Raw genomic sequence first — 15,412 nt, 5'->3', positions numbered from 1 at the left:
TGAACGACCGGTTTTCCTGCCTTAGCAATCACAAGATCCTCGCCGTTCATTACCCTTGCAATCAACCGGGACAGGTGTGTTTTGGCCTCATGAATGTTAACGGTTCCCATCGCGCACCTAAAATGTGACTAAGTTAACTTAGTCTATCTTATATTTATCGAATTCGCAGCAAAAAGCGAATTACTCCTGCTCGTGCAAGAATTGCACCGGCCCTGTCCTCAAAACAATCCCCCGCTCCCCACCAATCCGTTGCAGGGTTTTAAGCCCTCGCGTCAGGCGATAAAGCGCTTCCATATCCCCGCTTACCCGCATTTTCTGCGCTTCAATCCGGGTCACTTTAAACAGGTCGCGAAATGCACCCTCGGAAAGCGCACGAAGGGCTTCTTCCTTCTCCGGCCGGGCCGGATCGGGATGTTCGAAAACCAAGGGTTGGGCAGGTTTGAGTGCTTCTGTCATCGCGGTCTTTTCTATCACAATTGACAATGCCCAGACCATCCATGCCTGTGTCCAGCGCATATAATTGCGCCGATCCACGCCAAACCGCCCAAGACCGGCATAAAAAACACCGCGCTTTGCATCAAACAATGCTTCACACGCCCAATCTGCAATCTTCTTTGCCGCTGCAAGCTCGCCAAACCGGCAAAGTGTCCCGATGGCTTGTGCCACCGCATGACAATCAACATACCCGTCCCGCCTGGCAAAGCTGCGCGGGCGGCCATTAGTGTCAAAACATTCCGCACGGTAAAATGCATAGCCACGCATGATCGCGTCATCCAACCCGACCATCCCCGATGCCCGGAACCGATCCAGCAGATCAAGGATGTAACCGGTATGAAAGCCATCAACAAAGCGATGATGCGACCGCGTGCCATATTCCCACGCCCCATCGGAACGCTGCGCGGCCAAAACCCGCGCAACCGCCTTCCGGCTTATTTCATTACCCGGATCAATGCGATGCAATGTCCAGACGGTCCAAAGGCTGGCATTATGGATTTCCCCATCCCCCTGCCCGACATAGGCAAAATACCCATCCCGCCAAAGCCCACGCAAAAATCCCGCCGCCCGATGCAATATCGGGTCGCTTGGTGCCATACCGCCAGTCATCAACGCATCAACCGCAAAGCTTGTGACAATCGCATTGGACGCACCGCGCGGCACATAAAAGGCGCGTGCCTGCCACGCAAACGGATATCCCCAACCACCGTCCTCGTTTTGCATCCGGCAAAGCCTACCCGCTACATCACAAAGCCGTACCCCATCAGCCGCACCCAAAAGCAACGCCAACGTTTTCGGGTTTTGCAATGCCGGGATGATCGCAATATGGCGTAATGCCCGTGGTCCACGCTTAATCGCCTGCAACCAAGTCAGCCGCGCCATCCGAAACCGCCCCAAGCCGCTTAAACGGAACACCCCGCTTTCGAGCCCGTCAAACGGATCGGCCCCGGCAAAGTCGGCGTGAACAATCCCCGCAAGAACACGGTCACGCACCGCAATCAGATCATTGCCTTGCATCGGTATTCTCCCGCATGGCAATCCCCGCCGCCATCCCGCAACAAATCAGGTAATGCCCGTATGACAATGTATTGTCCGTCACCATCGTCACCACGACTGATGCCAGAATACAGATCGCCAACCGCGATCCCCGCGCAAACCAGATCAGCATCCCCCAGCTCATCAGCCAAAGGATTGCTCCGATCAATCCCGTCTCGAACAGGATGCGGAAATGATCATTATGCAGCGCGCCGAACGCCACCGCAGACGGCAAATCCTGCAAAATCGCCTCGACACTGCCCGCTCCAAAGCCGAGCCATTGCCGCGCGGCGGATGCCGTTTGCCAATCATCCCAGAACATCCGCCAGAATGCCAATCGCCCACTGCCATGCGTCATCAACAGTCGCGGCAGCCAGATCGTCATCATCACCCACACCGCAATCAAAGTCGGCAATCCGAAAAGCCACGTCATCGCTCGCGAAAACCGAACCCGCCCGACAAAGGCGATCATCAGCGCCAAAACCGCAATCCGCGTCTGGCTCAGGACCACGGCAACCGCCGCAACCCCGCCAATCCATCCGCGCGCATGCCCCCGCATCGCGCACGTCAATGCAAACAACCCCAGAAACAGAAACGGATGATTAAGCCGCCACCCTTCATGGGTGATCTGAAAAACACTTGCCATCGGCAGATACAAAATCAATGCCGGCACCATCACCCGCAAACAATCCCGCCCCAGCCATAGGCCGCATATCAGGCCAAGCGGCAGGATCAAAAGATTGCCGATCAGCCGGACTTTCTCATCCGTCCCACCATCGCCAAGCCCAACAACCCCGACCAACACGCCCAGCAAAAGCACGGCGACCAATCCATCTCCCGTCAATCGCCCCCGCAAAATCGCAGGCCCAACCCAAATCCCCCAAAACCCGATCAGGATCAGCTTCGCCAGCATCCCGCCAAACCCGGTCAGCCAAAGCGATGCCAGCATTGCCACAATGCCCAGCAAAAGAACCGGCATGTTTGAGCCCGCCGTATCCCCGACCGTGTCCGGCTTTGCGTTCATTTCGGCCATGAATTGCCCCTGCAACACCCAGCCACACCTCGCGGCGGGACAAATCCGAAAAACTCCGCTATCGTGATCAGCTTGAAATCATGGATATTTTCGGAACGCTGATGCAGCGACTGGTGACATTTTGCCTGACATCCCAGATCGTTCTGGCCCCTATCATGCTGGGCGGCACACGACCTTGGGCGATAGCGGTTTTGACCATCCTGACCGGCATCGGGTTGCTGGTGGCGGGATGGTTCGGCCACGTGAAACTGACCCGACCGATCAAACAGGTTGGCATTGCCGGCGCACTCCTGTCTGTATGGCTGGTCGTGCAGGCCGCACCGATCTGGCCAACGCTGCCTGCCCCGTTCAACGCATCGCACCTTGCCCTTTACCCAACCGCCTTCCTGCCGATGATCGGCAGTGTTTTGTGGCTGGCCGGTATCTATGTGCTGGCCGCTGGATGCGCGCAAATGCGAGGTGATAAATTCACCCGAATAATCGCATGGGCCGTGATAATTGCAGCAATTCTGCAAGTCGCACTTGCCTGTCTTGCCGATATCTTCTCGTTTGAAAGCACCTATTGGTTTGCCAAGCAGGCCCATCTTGGTGACTGGACCGGAAGCTTTGCCAATCGCAACGCCTTTGGCGGCCTGATGACGATTGCGGCGATCTACGCCCTTTACCTTTTCTGCGCCAAGGGCACGGCCACAATCGGAAGCCGGATTGATCACGCGGCTGGCTGGATCGCACTTGCACTGATTTTCACATCCGCCCTGTTCGCCAGCCATTCGCGAAGTGCGGTTCTTGCACTGGCAATTGCCCTCATCACCTTTGCAATCATGCTTCGCCCAAAAGCAGACCGCCTGCTGCCGCGCATCACCTATCCCGTTATGGTCGTAGCCTGCGTTACAACTGCCCTGATCGTCATCGCCATGCTCATTCCCGATCTTGGCAATCGCTTTGCCGAACTGGCCCGCCCCGATCTGATCCAGCGCGATGACGCATGGCAGACTGCCATCATCGCCATATCCCATCGCCCATTTACCGGCTTTGGCCCGAACGCGATTGCGTTGGTGATGGATCATTTCGCAACCCTTGGCCTTAACCGCAAAGCCGCATGGTTCAGCAGCCATAATTTATGGCTTGATGCCGCCCTCATCTTTGGCATTCCCGCAACGCTGGCGATGGCTGGCTTTATCCTGTATCGGCTGACACGCACTTTCCGAGCAGCCGAAAACCGTCTGGATCGAACGCTTCTGATCAGCCTTGCGGCTCTGATCGGTATCATGTCCAGCATCGGCTGGGTCGCGTCGATGCCTGCACTCATTCTGCCCTTCCTGTCCCTTCTGGCCGCGCTTGAAGCAAGGCCGAAAGTACAAAGCCGCGCAGCATCACAATATCGGAACGGTCCCCGGCAATCCGTGCGGCCCGATCCAGTTCTTCGCCAATCGCCTGCGGATTAAAGTCTTGTTGCTGCGCCCGTGCCAAAGCCCGAAGCGACATCAAAACCGGATCAAACGGCGCATCTATAAGCTCCGCACTCGTCAATATCTCCAAAGCCATCCAATCGCCTGATTTAAAAGCTGCCGTGACCGCGTGCTGCTTTGCGTAATCGGCAACTCCATCCCCATCACGCAAAGCAGCTTCGATATCCGGCACATTCCGCAAGGCCGCCATCTCAGCCCCAAGGCGGCCCAAACCGATCCCGATCAAAACCAGCCCGGCAAATATAGGGGTCCGGCGAAAACGCATCAGGCGTTCTCCGCCCTGTCGGCATTGTCCCGACCATACGCCGGTCTGCCCCGTGTGGCAGCCAGGACAAGGCCATCGGGCACCAACCCGGCGGCGTTCAACTGACTGATGGCATCGCGCACATCACGGCGTTTGCTGTAACCACGGCGCAGCACCAGCAACCGTGCATCCGCCGCCCCCATCAGCAGTATCGCATCGGCCACTGATAAAACCGGCGGACTATCAATCACGATCCGGTCATAACGACCGCGCAGAAGATCCAGAACATCCCGTAATCCATTCTGAAGCAAGCCGGTCGCAAAACTTCCCGGTACGGATGCCCGCGCACCGATATAGTCAAAGGATTCACGATCTTCCCCGCTTTGAATGGCGTCCTCCAACGTCCCTTCACCGGCCAGAGCCGCCGTCAAATCCGACACGTTGCCGACACGCGCAAATCCCGCTGGGTGGCGCAGATCGCCATCAAGCAGAATCGTCTTCATCCCCGCAGTCGCAAAGCTTGTCGCAAGATCACGCGCCAGTCTGCTTTTGCCTTCGCCCGGCACAGCCGACCCGATGCAACTGACATGGGCGCGACCCGCATGTACGCGCGTTTTGGCAAGGATATTGACCAAAACCGCCAGATGGCCAACCGCTTCCTCCATCGAAACCGCACTGGCAAAGGGGTCATCAACTTGCGGAGTCCGGGCATAAAGCGGAATACCAAACCGGTCTTCCAACTTCCCGTCATCATGGATCGCCTGATCGAAATAGTGTCTTAGCATCCCCGCAACAACGGCGGCAAAAAGCGCGACCAGAACTGAAGCCATCCACAAATCGCGTCTGGTCGGAAACTCCGCCGTTTCAGGCAGGCTTGCGGCCTGCATCACCGTCACATCACTTTGAAATGCAGCCAATGCGATACGAAGTTCCTGCTCCGTTGTGCCAAGCGTGTCGGCTTCGCTGCGCATCAGTTCCACCGCGCGCAAAAGGGCGGCCTGCCCCTGTGCCTTTTCATGGCGGACAGTCAATTTTTCCTGCCAGTCATCACGCTGGCTTCTGATCACATCATATTGTTTTTGCGCATCTCGCAGATCAAGCGCGATCTTCTCTGCCGCCACCAACACGGCATCGCGCAGATGCCGCTGCACGGTTTCAAGTTCGCGATGAACAGCAATCATCGCCGGATGCTTGGGACCGTATCGCTGATCCAATGCCGCATGATTTCGACGTACCTCGTCATATTGCCCAGAAAGCCGTCGAACCGTTTCATTATTGGCAATCGGTGGCAGGGCCAGAAGGGTATCAATCGACTGCGAATTCTTGCGTGCATCGGCCATCAGGCGTGCCCGTTCCAGATCACGGCGCGCAACCTCCAGCGCGCCATTCAATTGATAAATTCGGTCCAGTATCAAACGGCTTTCATCGGGTTCGATAAAGCCTGCCTGCTGCTGCCACACCGAAAGATCGGTTTCGGCCTGCGCCAGCTTTGCGTTCGCGGCCAAAAGCTGTTCGGACGTTTCCATCAACCTCGCGCGAAGTCCCTGTTTGCGTGTACTTTCGCGCTGCCAAAGGTAACTGTCGATAACGGCATTCAGGATTTTCTGGCTTTGCGCCGCATCATGATCGGTCACACTAACCTCGATCACGGACGCATTGCCAATGCGCACCACCTCGATCCGTGATCGCAGGGCACCAAGTACGCGGTTATCGCCTGCTTCATTTCCCTCACTTCCGTCAATCGCGGGCACGATCTGAACGCCCTCGCCGCGCAGGACCGAAAGTGCGGTTGCAAGTACTTCATTCCCGCGAAGCTCCGCCATTGCGGTTTCCAAATGCTGCGCGACCCCGCCCCCGTCTATCGGGGCATCTTCGCGATCGATCACAAAGGCAATTTCGGCCACCGAACGATAGGTTGGCATCAGTCGGGGAATAAGAGCCGCGGCCACCATCAACACCGCAACAAAAACAAGCATCACAATCCCGCGGCGCTGCCACAGCACCGCGAACAGATCGATCAACGTCAAGTCTGTATCCTTGTCGGTTTGCAGTTGATCCGAATGCCTCATCGCGGGCTGACCGATGGCTGTTCAATCCAGTCCGACTGATCGGTATCTGCCCTTTCTTCCGTAAGGCTCGTGTTCCAGCTTTGCGTCGCCGCGGGGTCCCATTGCCTGTAATACGTGCTGAAACGAATTGGCAAAAAGGGCTGGGGTGGCTTTGATATCGATCCGGGACTGGTATTGTCGGTTGTCTCTGACGCAACGGCTTGCGCGCGATATCCCGCATCAAAAAACCGCCTTGAGATTTCAGGCATCGTTCCTGCTGCCATCGCGTCACGCATCTTGGGTTCGGGATACATTGCCACCACCCGAAGCACCGCCTTCATAACGATCAATTCCATCAGAAAACTGCCTGTCCCACCGGGCATGAGCATCTGCGTCAATGCCAGAACCCGATCCAGAACCAGCAAGACCATCCTGAAATCCTCTGGCCTCAGATTGCCTTCGCTTGTAACCACATCCCGCCCCAACAATCTTGCAATCAGGGCATCGACCGTATCGTCAATTTCCACAGTGTCGTTTTCGGATAGCTGATCGGTCAGGAATTGCATGATCTGGCTTGCATTTGCCTCGGCCGCTTCGATTTCAGGTGGGGGTAAAACCACCTGTCCGCTGGCATCGGCGGGTGTCAACACAAGCCAGATCGCAAATCCGACAATCACGACCCAACCTGCCGCGCGGTAAAATCGTCCAGCCCATGCCCGCAAGATTGCCGGAATGATACCCCCGGCAAACCGCCAAAGCCCGCGGCCATACCGTGGCCCCATCGTGCGCGGTGCCATGGCAATGCGCCATGCAAATTCCAGCCCGCATCGCTGCATCATCGCTGGTGCCCGCCTGATATCACCGGCCAGGACATCAAACGCCCCCCCAACCCCCATGATAAAACGGCATCCGGTTTTCGGCCCGTAATTCACCACAAACGCATCCTTGCGCGGACTGGGAAGGGCAACAAACACCACGTCCGCACCGCTGGCTCGAACCTTTTCGGCCAGTTTGGCATCATCGGGGTCGTAACCGTGATGGCCCCCGGCAATGATCAGTTCGGGAAAATCGCGGCGAAGGCGTGCTTGCACGCGATGCAGAACATCATCGCGGGCGCCTAGCAAAAAGACCGAATGTCCCGCCGCCTCAAACCTTGGCAAAAGACTTTCCATCAAATCAATGCCGGTCACCCGTTCGGGCACCGCAAGGCCCAGTAATCGGGCCGACCAGACAATCCCCATCCCATCCGCCGACAGGCAATCGGCCTGTGCCAAAACACGCCAAAGACCGCGATCCCGACACGCTTGTGCGAATTTGACCGCATTTAAAGACAAATGGCGGAAACAGCCTTCTTGATGGATATTGGAACAGATGTGATCGGCCAATGACGCCTGCCTGCGCAGATCAAGCATCAGGCCGAAAAAGTCCCCTCGGTCGCTGGTCATCCCCGCCGATCTCTCCCCAATGTCCCTTTATGTGATGGCTGCAATTGTTCGCCCCCCGACAACCATCTGACAAAGCATTGAAATTCAAAGTAACTTATGATTGTTTTGTCATCAAGACAAACACCAAAGAGTGATGGCGCGTGAAGATCATTCTGCTTACGAATATCGTTCCGCCCTACCGGCAACGCGCCTATGGCATGTTGGCCCGCCTTGTTCATGCCTGCAACCCGGCCCGCAATCCAGATGGCGACTTCCACGTCATCTGCACCCAGCGTCAAGAACCCCAACGCGCGTGGCCAATGCTGACCGGCGATTTCGCCCAATCAATCCTGCCCGGCATCAAAATCCCGCTTGGTGAAAATCGCGTGATCCCGATTAATTTCGGCTTAATCCGCACCCTTGACGCCGCCCGGCCTGATGTCCTGATCATTGCCGGTTTCGGACTGGCACAATGGCAGGCACATCTTTATGCCCGCCGACACAATATCCCGACCATTTTACAGTTTGATGGTTGGGCCGGATCGGACGCCACCTATCAAAACCGTCTTCGCGATTGCATCCGGAAAACGATGATCGCGCATGCCAAAATCTGCATTGCCGCCGGGGAAAATGGCCAAGACTGGTTTGTCGAATCCGGCAAGGTCAGAAACAATATCCTGGTCGCCCCGATCCCGCCTTCCTTCACGGCTCCCAATCATCTTCACGGCTTTGATGACCGTCCCGTCGATCTTTTATGGTGCGGAAGGCCAACATTATCCAAGGGCTTCGAAACCTTCCTTGAAATTGCAGCCGGACTACATCGTCAGGGCCACGCAAAGCGTATCCAGATCGTCGGGGCCTGCGACCAGAATGACCTTGCAAACCGGCTTGCGGGACTAGGTCTGAGCAAGGCCAGCGACCATATGCCCGAAATACCTCCGGCGAAATTGCCCGGCATCTATCAGCAGGCCAAACTCTGCCTCCTGCCCAGCCGCAATGATGCCTATGGTGTCACCGTGATCGAGGCCATTGCATGCGGCACCGTCGCCCTCGCAAGCAACCGGGTCGGCTGCGTTCCCGATATTCTCGGCACCGCCGAAATTCTGCCTTGCAACATCGTGCCCGCATGGATGACGGCCTGCGCGCGATTGCTAAGTGATCGCGCCGCATGGCAGAAAACCCAAGCCCGGCAGCATTCCCGCATCGCCAACAACACCCCCGCCCATCACGCCGAAACCATCTTGCGGGCTTGCAAGATGGCAAACAGCGCAGAGGTGCCTGATGCATAACCGCGTTTTGGTCCGTGATGCCCCGGTCTGGATGATTGGCCGCAATGACCAGCTCCGCATTCTCGCCGCCCATCTAGCACACCATAACCGGCTGGTCCGCTGGGACAGTTTCTGGCGTCATGACGGTAGCGCTTTTCTCACCCCGCCGGCCCGGCGGGTGGAACCACATCTTTCCAATGTTCCCGGCCGACATCTCTTGCCCGATATTATGGGAAAGCTCGCACAAAAGCTTCACCTTCCCGCGCGAAACCTCTATTCCGATCTGCCTCTGTCATGGCTGGCGCGGCTCCATATGCCCGATGCCCGTATCCTCCACGGTCAGGGAAATTACAGCCTTCCCGCCATGCGAGCTGCCCGTGCACATGGCATGACGATCATTTCGGATGTCACCGGCCAGCTTGCCCCGGTCCGCCATCGCCAGCTCGCCGACGAATATCACCATCACGGTTTGCGTTATCGCGAGATATCAAACTTCCTTGCCCGCCGCCGCATCGCAGAAGCCCGATTTGCCGATGGCGTTTTTGCCCCCTCCGACGTGGTTGCCGCCGGACTTGAAGAATGCGGCATTGATCCGGCACGCATTCATCTGGTTCCCTTTGCGTCCGGCCTGTGTTCTCAATTGGTCAAGGCCGAACGAACGACACAAAATCCCGGCATCACCCGCCTTCTCTATGTCGGCAATATCTCGATTGCCAAGGGCATCCGAATTTTGATCGAAGCCTTCCGTGCGCTGCGCACCCGTCATGGGCCTTCCATCACGCTTGATCTGATCGGTGCGGCACAGCCCTGTGCGTTCGCCTATCTTTCCAAACTGCCGCAGGGTTGCGTCTGGCACGGTGCAATGCCACAGGCGAAGCTTGCCGAGCACTTGCTCTCCGACGATATATTCGTCTTCCCCAGCCTGTCCGAAGGCAGCAGTCTTGCCGTGCTTGAAGCCATGGCGGCTGGCTGTGCCGTGATCACGACCCCAGATGCCGGAAGCCCAATTACCCATCAAAAAAATGGGGTCCTGATCCAGCCCCGCGATCGCAACGCTCTGATTGACGCCATACATGCCCTGCATGCCGCTCCGGCACGTGTTCAGGCACTTGGCGTCGCCGCCCGCGACCTGATCGCAACCAATATCACCATGGATTACGGCACCCGATCCGAAGCCGCCTATGAAAGGGTTCTTGCCCACCATGCATAGGTTCCGCACGTGTATTTATCCGCTCTGGATGCTCTCAGCCAATCTGATCACACGCCTTGGCGGTATGATCATTCTACTTTTGATCGGCCATCATTTCGCCCCTGATCAGTTAGGGGCCTATTTCGCGGCCGTTGCCACCATCGGCCTTGCCGTAACCATCGCGCAGGCCGGATGCGGCCTGCTTCTGATCCGGTTCTATCAGGCAAACCAGTACCGCGCCGCCTTCGCCCTTTGCGCGCTTCGCCTTACACTTGCTATCGCGGCAACCGCGTTTGTCGTCATCACGACAGACATCCCCCCATCGCCGATCCTTCTGATGCCCACGGTCGCGGCTCTCGCCCCGGACTGGATCATTACGGCACGCGGTCAACTTTCCAAAATCGCCCTGATCGCCGTTCTAGGACAAATCGCCGGAATCACCGTCGCTTTCGTTGCCATCGTCACCCAAAGCAATCTGGCCCTCTTTGCCATCGCACCAGCAATCTCACTGGCAAGCCTGATCGCGGGTGCCTTGCTTGCCCTTCGCGATCATGCCTCTCACCCAACTGCCATAACCAAAATCACCCACAGCCAGATGATCAATCTGATCGGCTTCACCCTGCTGGCTGGCGCACTCCCCAATCTTGATTTCGTGCTGCTCGGCCAAAATCTGCCCAACACAGCGCACGCCAATCTGATGCTGGCCCAACGCATCTTCCTGATCACGGCGGCGATCATCGCCAGCATTTCGGCGGCATTATTTGCCAAAAAGCAGGCCGGGCTGCTCCGCGATATCTGGCTGATCGCACCACCACTTGCCATGACTGCAACACTTCTGATGCTGCCCGAAACGCTTGCCCTGCTTTTTTACGGCACTGTCAATGTCAACCTCGTCGCCTTGTTGCGCACAGGGGCCTTCTGGCCCGTGCTGCTTGCGATGGTCTCGCGTCAAATCCTGATATCACAGGAAACCGAAAACCAGCTCTTCCCCGGCTGGATTTGCCTTGCTCTTCTTGTTGTCTCAGGCGTGCTTCTTCCGACTTCCCCTCATGAAACCGATGCTGTGATCATTATGCAGCTTCGCCTGAGCCTCTGCCTGATCCTGATCGCGATATGTCACCGCAATCCCATTTTGCGGAACAAACCGGCATGAAGAAATTGCAGGCCGAAATCATCAATAACCGCCTCATCACCGGCCAGTATGGCGATATCCGTTTCGGGCCCTGGAGTTTTGAATGCTCTGATAGGTACTCTTTCGTCACGCTCAGCGATCAATGCCGCAACACACACCAGGTTGGCGATCACTGGCAACTGGCCGAAGGCGACTGGGCGCTTGATTACCAGACAAGCCGGATTGATCCCGCAACGCTTCGCATCCGGGCAACACTCTCCGCCCGCCGCGATGGGCTGTTACAGGATGCCGTCATCCGGCTGATCTTTGACAAACCCACCATTCAATCCGGCGAAATTGCCGGTCGCAAATATCACCACACCGACAGTGACAGATACCGCCTGCATCCCGTCCGCACCGTCCGACTAATGGGAACCGATGGCACAATCATTTCCGTCACGCTTGATCGTTATGACGGGGCCGGTCGCTTTACGCCTTACATTTATCTGCGTGATCGCGGCGATCACTGGATCATTCACGCCCGCCTGCTGCCAATCGATCCGGTTGATCACGTCTGGTTGCGCTGGGCCAACCGATTTTTCACCCTGTCCGCCCCGAATTGGCTGGCGCAGCTGGTCTGGAATTTTCCGGGTGGCAAAGCTGTTTTCTGGCGCTTGCGCGAACGACTTGGCCGACGCTGTCCCGAAATACAGGCAGTCCCGCTTAACAGGCTGAAATCAAGTCAGTCCCTGATTCTGGAGGTCACATGTCGCTTCGCTTAGTGCAATCTGATTTGCACGAACGCTGCCTTCGCCTTGCCCGGCTGATTGCCGATCAACTGGCCAATCAGCAGCTCGAAAATGGCGATTTCCCCCAGCACAGCTTTTACGCCAAGGCCTATGCCGTCGCCCTTTGGCAAAACCTTGGTGACGATCACTACACTGCGAAAATTAGGGCGGCCGTCAATGCGCTGAAAACCGAAATCCAGGACCAGCGTTATCATCGCGAATTCATCGAATACGCGCTGGAAAACTGCCCGGAAATAAACGCCGAAACCCGTAATGCCATCTTGCGAAACGCCCCATACCAATCGCCCAATGTCGCAAACTGGCACATCCTTGCAATGCGTATCCGCCAATCCGGTTCATGGCGGGATAAACTGCGTGCAAAACTGGACTGGCTTTATACTCGTACCCGCTTCTGGCGCGCACCGGTCTTCATGGACCGCCCCGGCTGTTTTTCCGCGCAATATCATGCCTTCTGCACCGCCTTGCTGACCGATAGCCCTATGCCAGCCCAACGCAAAATCGCGGCGAAGGCCACTGATCTGATTGCCCGACTTTGCGCAACAACAGGCATCCCCAACCTTGTCGGGCGCGGTGCCGGACAGAGCTTTGGCGCAACGACCGCCCTTTATGCCCTGCTCAAACACGGCTATCGCGCTGAGGCCGAAGCCATCCTGTTTCGCCTTGAACAGACCTTGCTGCAAACCGAAACATTGTCGCTCAACCTGCTTGCCCCCAATCCTTTACCAGATGATCCCGGCCCGGATAATCCACAAACACCGGGCTGGTACAGCTATAACCGGCATTACGATTATCTGGCTTTCACCGGCTTCTGGCTGCTGCGCGCAGCAATCGATAGTTCGCCCGAACATGCGCCAACAATTCGCGCCAATGCCGATTTCCTGCTGATCCACGCCCCCCACCATTATCACGCCCGCATGTGCCTGCGCGGAAAGTCGTCCTATGATATCACGACCGCGCCGGTGTTGATCACAAACGGTCATGTTTTCCTGCCTCCCACCGGCGGCGAAGAAGACTTTTCAAGCCTTTATGGCCCGGCATCACTGCCACTTCCGGCCTTTGCCGGTCAACAGGCGTGTAGCACCTTCACATCCGGCACGATAAGCGATAGCACCGCAAAGATCACATTCAGACTGGCAGGTCGCCGGGGCCAGCGCGACATCACATTCAACGAGAACGAAATTGTCATCCATGATCAGGTCGATACAGACAGCCGATCCAACCTGCATCTGTTCCGCCTGCTGGTCCCCGCCGGCTTGGCCTTCGAAAAACCCGGTTCAAACCGGATTGATTTCCCCGATTTGAACCTCCACCTGATCGCGGACCATCCGCTCCATATCACCGATGATGGCCTGTTTGCCGTAACCGGCCCGGTCAGAACGATCTTTGTCCCGAACCAAAGCACCGCAACACTTCGCATCGTCTGGAGCCCCTCATGACCAAGGATGATGCGATCACCGTGATCACCACGGTTCGGGATGGCGATGCCTTTCTGGAACGCTATTTTGCCAATCTTTACAAAATTCTCCGCCCGCAGGATGTTGCCATCCTTGTCGATGATGGTTCGGTAAACCCGATCATCCTTCCCGGCCAAGCAACAAGAGTCAAACTGATTTGCTGCCCCCCGATTGGCAGGGGAGCCGCCCTTAATCTTGCCATTTCCAATGCGACAACCCGCCTGATTGCCATTCAGGATATCGATGATGTGTCTCACCCGGATCGCCTGTCGATACAGGCCGCCTTTCTCATGGATCGTCCAAACGCCCTTGCCTTCGCCACAGGACAGGAAACAGCCACACCAAACGCCCGCAACCCGTGGCAACAAATCCCGGCCACACGGCTTTATCGCAGCAACCCGCTGCATCACTCGTCATTGGCGTTTCATCGCGATATCTGGGAAATGGCCAGTGGCTATGACCCGGTACTGCCGTGCTGCATCGATCTTGATTTTTATCTGCGCGTCGCAAGCCTGCCCATGACCTCCATCTGGCAGTTTCGCCGACAATTGATTACGCGAAACACTAATCCCGAGACACGCCATTTTGCCTCCATCCCCGCCCCGGTCTATCAAGAAACTTTACGCATTGTTCTGGCCCGACATCGCCGGGCTATCGCGCCACCACATTGGATGCGCATTTTCGATCTGAAACGTTTGTCGGGGATTGGCAGATGACGAAACCACCGCGGATCATTGCCTTGGTGCAACTGCCCCCGCCGATGCACGGGGCGGCAACCATGAATGAACGGGCTTTGGTCGCGCTTCGCAAAATCTGTGATGTGACAGTGCTTGAAATGCGCTTTGCCAAAAATCCCCGCGATATTGCCAGGATGAGATTGGGCAAACTGTTTATGGCTCTGGGACTTTGGCTAAAACTATTGCTCGCACTCCGGCGAAAACCCGATGCACTTTATATCTGCTTCGCCCCAACTGGGGGCGCGTTTTATCGCGATTGTCTTTATGTGATGACGGCCAAAATCCTTGGCATCGCAACCATACTGCATCTGCATGGCCGTGGATTGCAAACCGGGCGCAGCCAATGGTTAACCGCATTTTTGCAACGCCATGCCTTTGCCGGGCAAACCGCCATTATTCTGGGCAAGGCGTTGCGCAATGAAATTGATGGCCTTCAATGCCGATCAAAAATCATCGCCAATTGCCTGCCCGATACGGCCTTCATGATCGATCACGACCCGATCAGCACCATAACGCCGCGTATGCTTTATCTATCAAACCTTTTTCGCAGCAAAGGTATCGATGATGTGCTGGCGGCCTGTGCAATCCTCAAACAGCGTAATATCGATTTCGCGCTTGATATCGCAGGCGCCGAAGGCGACCTCTCAACCTGCGAACTTGCGCAATTGATCCGTAATTTGAACCTTTCGGATCACTGCCATTATCATGGTCCGGTCGATGCGGATATCCGCACCGAACTTCTATCCAACGCCAACCTTTTTCTGTTTCCCTCACGCTCCCCGAACGAAGCACAACCTCTTGTCGTGCTCGAAGCCATGGCCGCAGGAGTTCCCGTCATCAGCTCCGCAATCGGAACTTTGGTTGATATCGTTCGCGATGGCGAAACCGGCCGCATCTGCCAGCCCGGCAATCCGGAAATGCTGGCAAATATTGTTTCAGATGCCCTGATCCAACCAACCAAAACCCACGAAATGGCGCGGGCTGCAAAGGCCTTTTGCAACCAGAACTTCCGGACAGATCGGTTTGAGAAGGAACTTCAACAACTGATCAAGGAAATCATTTCTTGATCTCTTTAACCACGCCTGCCCAAATATCC

General features: G+C 56.5%; 12 protein-coding genes and 1 pseudogene. 8 read left to right on the top strand and 5 right to left on the bottom strand.

The genetic code is table 11. From position 1 onward, the window contains the following. Nucleotides 1–5 precede the first annotated feature (5 nt). The 3 genes and pseudogenes from SMB34_RS21570 to SMB34_RS16840 form a co-directional block, all read right to left on the bottom strand. A pseudogene (locus SMB34_RS21570) lies at nucleotides 6–110 on the bottom strand (type II toxin-antitoxin system Phd/YefM family antitoxin); the annotation flags it as partial. Nucleotides 111–180: 70 nt separating this feature from the next. Further along, nucleotides 181–1,512, bottom strand: coding sequence for a prenyltransferase/squalene oxidase repeat-containing protein (locus SMB34_RS16845; RefSeq protein WP_037991805.1), 1,332 nt, complete (start codon nucleotides 1,510–1,512; stop codon nucleotides 181–183). Beyond that, nucleotides 1,499–2,563 (bottom strand): O-antigen ligase family protein, encoded by a 1,065-nt coding sequence (locus SMB34_RS16840; protein ID WP_037991971.1) that lies wholly within the window; start codon nucleotides 2,561–2,563, stop codon nucleotides 1,499–1,501. Before SMB34_RS16840 ends, SMB34_RS16845 begins: the two co-directional genes overlap by 14 nt. Before the next feature lie 80 nt (nucleotides 2,564–2,643). Between SMB34_RS16840 and SMB34_RS16835 the strand changes: the two genes are divergently transcribed. Beyond that, nucleotides 2,644–4,008, top strand: a complete 1,365-nt coding sequence (locus SMB34_RS16835) for an O-antigen ligase family protein (RefSeq protein ID WP_037991804.1) — start codon at nucleotides 2,644–2,646, stop codon at nucleotides 4,006–4,008. Between the two features lie 288 nt (nucleotides 4,009–4,296). On the opposite strand, the gene SMB34_RS16830 is transcribed toward SMB34_RS16835, so the two are convergent. Further along, complete coding sequence (locus tag SMB34_RS16830) at nucleotides 4,297–6,303, bottom strand: GumC family protein (RefSeq protein WP_167332780.1); 2,007 nt, start codon at nucleotides 6,301–6,303, stop codon at nucleotides 4,297–4,299. Nucleotides 6,304–6,341: 38 nt separating this feature from the next. Continuing rightward, the gene (locus tag SMB34_RS20740) at nucleotides 6,342–7,769 is read right to left on the bottom strand and encodes a WecB/TagA/CpsF family glycosyltransferase (protein ID WP_051682370.1); all 1,428 of its coding nucleotides are present in this window, start codon (nucleotides 7,767–7,769) and stop codon (nucleotides 6,342–6,344) included. Nucleotides 7,770–7,909: 140 nt separating this feature from the next. On the opposite strand from SMB34_RS20740, the gene SMB34_RS16820 reads away from it, so the two are divergent. Genes SMB34_RS16820 through SMB34_RS16790 form a run of 7 tightly spaced genes read left to right on the top strand, consistent with a single transcriptional unit; the run spans nucleotide 7,910 to nucleotide 15,383 of the window. After that, nucleotides 7,910–9,037 (top strand): glycosyltransferase family 4 protein, encoded by a 1,128-nt coding sequence (locus SMB34_RS16820; RefSeq protein ID WP_037991801.1) that lies wholly within the window; start codon nucleotides 7,910–7,912, stop codon nucleotides 9,035–9,037. Beyond that, a complete protein-coding gene (locus SMB34_RS16815) occupies nucleotides 9,030–10,226 on the top strand; it encodes a glycosyltransferase family 4 protein (RefSeq protein WP_037991800.1) in 1,197 nt (398 codons plus the stop codon). The genes SMB34_RS16820 and SMB34_RS16815 overlap by 8 nt, the downstream gene beginning before the upstream one ends. Further along, nucleotides 10,219–11,358 (top strand): MATE family efflux transporter, encoded by a 1,140-nt coding sequence (locus tag SMB34_RS16810; RefSeq protein ID WP_156962698.1) that lies wholly within the window; start codon nucleotides 10,219–10,221, stop codon nucleotides 11,356–11,358. The genes SMB34_RS16815 and SMB34_RS16810 overlap by 8 nt, the downstream gene beginning before the upstream one ends. After that, nucleotides 11,355–12,098 (top strand): hypothetical protein, encoded by a 744-nt coding sequence (locus SMB34_RS16805; RefSeq protein ID WP_037991798.1) that lies wholly within the window; start codon nucleotides 11,355–11,357, stop codon nucleotides 12,096–12,098. Before SMB34_RS16810 ends, SMB34_RS16805 begins: the two co-directional genes overlap by 4 nt. After that, complete coding sequence (locus tag SMB34_RS16800) at nucleotides 12,083–13,561, top strand: hypothetical protein (RefSeq protein WP_156962697.1); 1,479 nt, start codon at nucleotides 12,083–12,085, stop codon at nucleotides 13,559–13,561. The genes SMB34_RS16805 and SMB34_RS16800 overlap by 16 nt, the downstream gene beginning before the upstream one ends. Next, the gene (locus SMB34_RS16795) at nucleotides 13,558–14,295 is read left to right on the top strand and encodes a glycosyltransferase family A protein (protein WP_007090491.1); all 738 of its coding nucleotides are present in this window, start codon (nucleotides 13,558–13,560) and stop codon (nucleotides 14,293–14,295) included. The genes SMB34_RS16800 and SMB34_RS16795 overlap by 4 nt, the downstream gene beginning before the upstream one ends. Continuing rightward, the gene (locus SMB34_RS16790; RefSeq protein WP_037991794.1) at nucleotides 14,292–15,383 is read left to right on the top strand and encodes a glycosyltransferase family 4 protein; all 1,092 of its coding nucleotides are present in this window, start codon (nucleotides 14,292–14,294) and stop codon (nucleotides 15,381–15,383) included. Before SMB34_RS16795 ends, SMB34_RS16790 begins: the two co-directional genes overlap by 4 nt. Nucleotides 15,384–15,412 lie beyond the last annotated feature (29 nt).

The sequence above is a fragment of the Thalassospira permensis NBRC 106175 genome (assembly GCF_000714555.1).
GTDB lineage: Bacteria > Pseudomonadota > Alphaproteobacteria > Rhodospirillales > Thalassospiraceae > Thalassospira > Thalassospira xiamenensis.
The sequence above is the reverse complement of the archived record's forward strand: the minus strand, read 5'-3'. Positions and strand labels throughout refer to the sequence as shown.

Coding starts and splice junctions, on each gene's coding strand:
- SMB34_RS16845 (WP_037991805.1), bottom strand. CDS start 1,512: ATGCAAGGCAATGATCTGATTGCGGTGCGTGACCGTGTTCTTGCGGGG.
- SMB34_RS16840 (WP_037991971.1), bottom strand. CDS start 2,563: ATGGCCGAAATGAACGCAAAGCCGGACACGGTCGGGGATACGGCGGGC.
- SMB34_RS16835 (WP_037991804.1), top strand. CDS start 2,644: ATGGATATTTTCGGAACGCTGATGCAGCGACTGGTGACATTTTGCCTG.
- SMB34_RS20740 (WP_051682370.1), bottom strand. CDS start 7,769: ATGACCAGCGACCGAGGGGACTTTTTCGGCCTGATGCTTGATCTGCGC.
- SMB34_RS16815 (WP_037991800.1), top strand. CDS start 9,030: ATGCATAACCGCGTTTTGGTCCGTGATGCCCCGGTCTGGATGATTGGC.
- SMB34_RS16810 (WP_156962698.1), top strand. CDS start 10,219: ATGCATAGGTTCCGCACGTGTATTTATCCGCTCTGGATGCTCTCAGCC.
- SMB34_RS16805 (WP_037991798.1), top strand. CDS start 11,355: ATGAAGAAATTGCAGGCCGAAATCATCAATAACCGCCTCATCACCGGC.
- SMB34_RS16800 (WP_156962697.1), top strand. CDS start 12,083: ATGTCGCTTCGCTTAGTGCAATCTGATTTGCACGAACGCTGCCTTCGC.
- SMB34_RS16795 (WP_007090491.1), top strand. CDS start 13,558: ATGACCAAGGATGATGCGATCACCGTGATCACCACGGTTCGGGATGGC.
- SMB34_RS16790 (WP_037991794.1), top strand. CDS start 14,292: ATGACGAAACCACCGCGGATCATTGCCTTGGTGCAACTGCCCCCGCCG.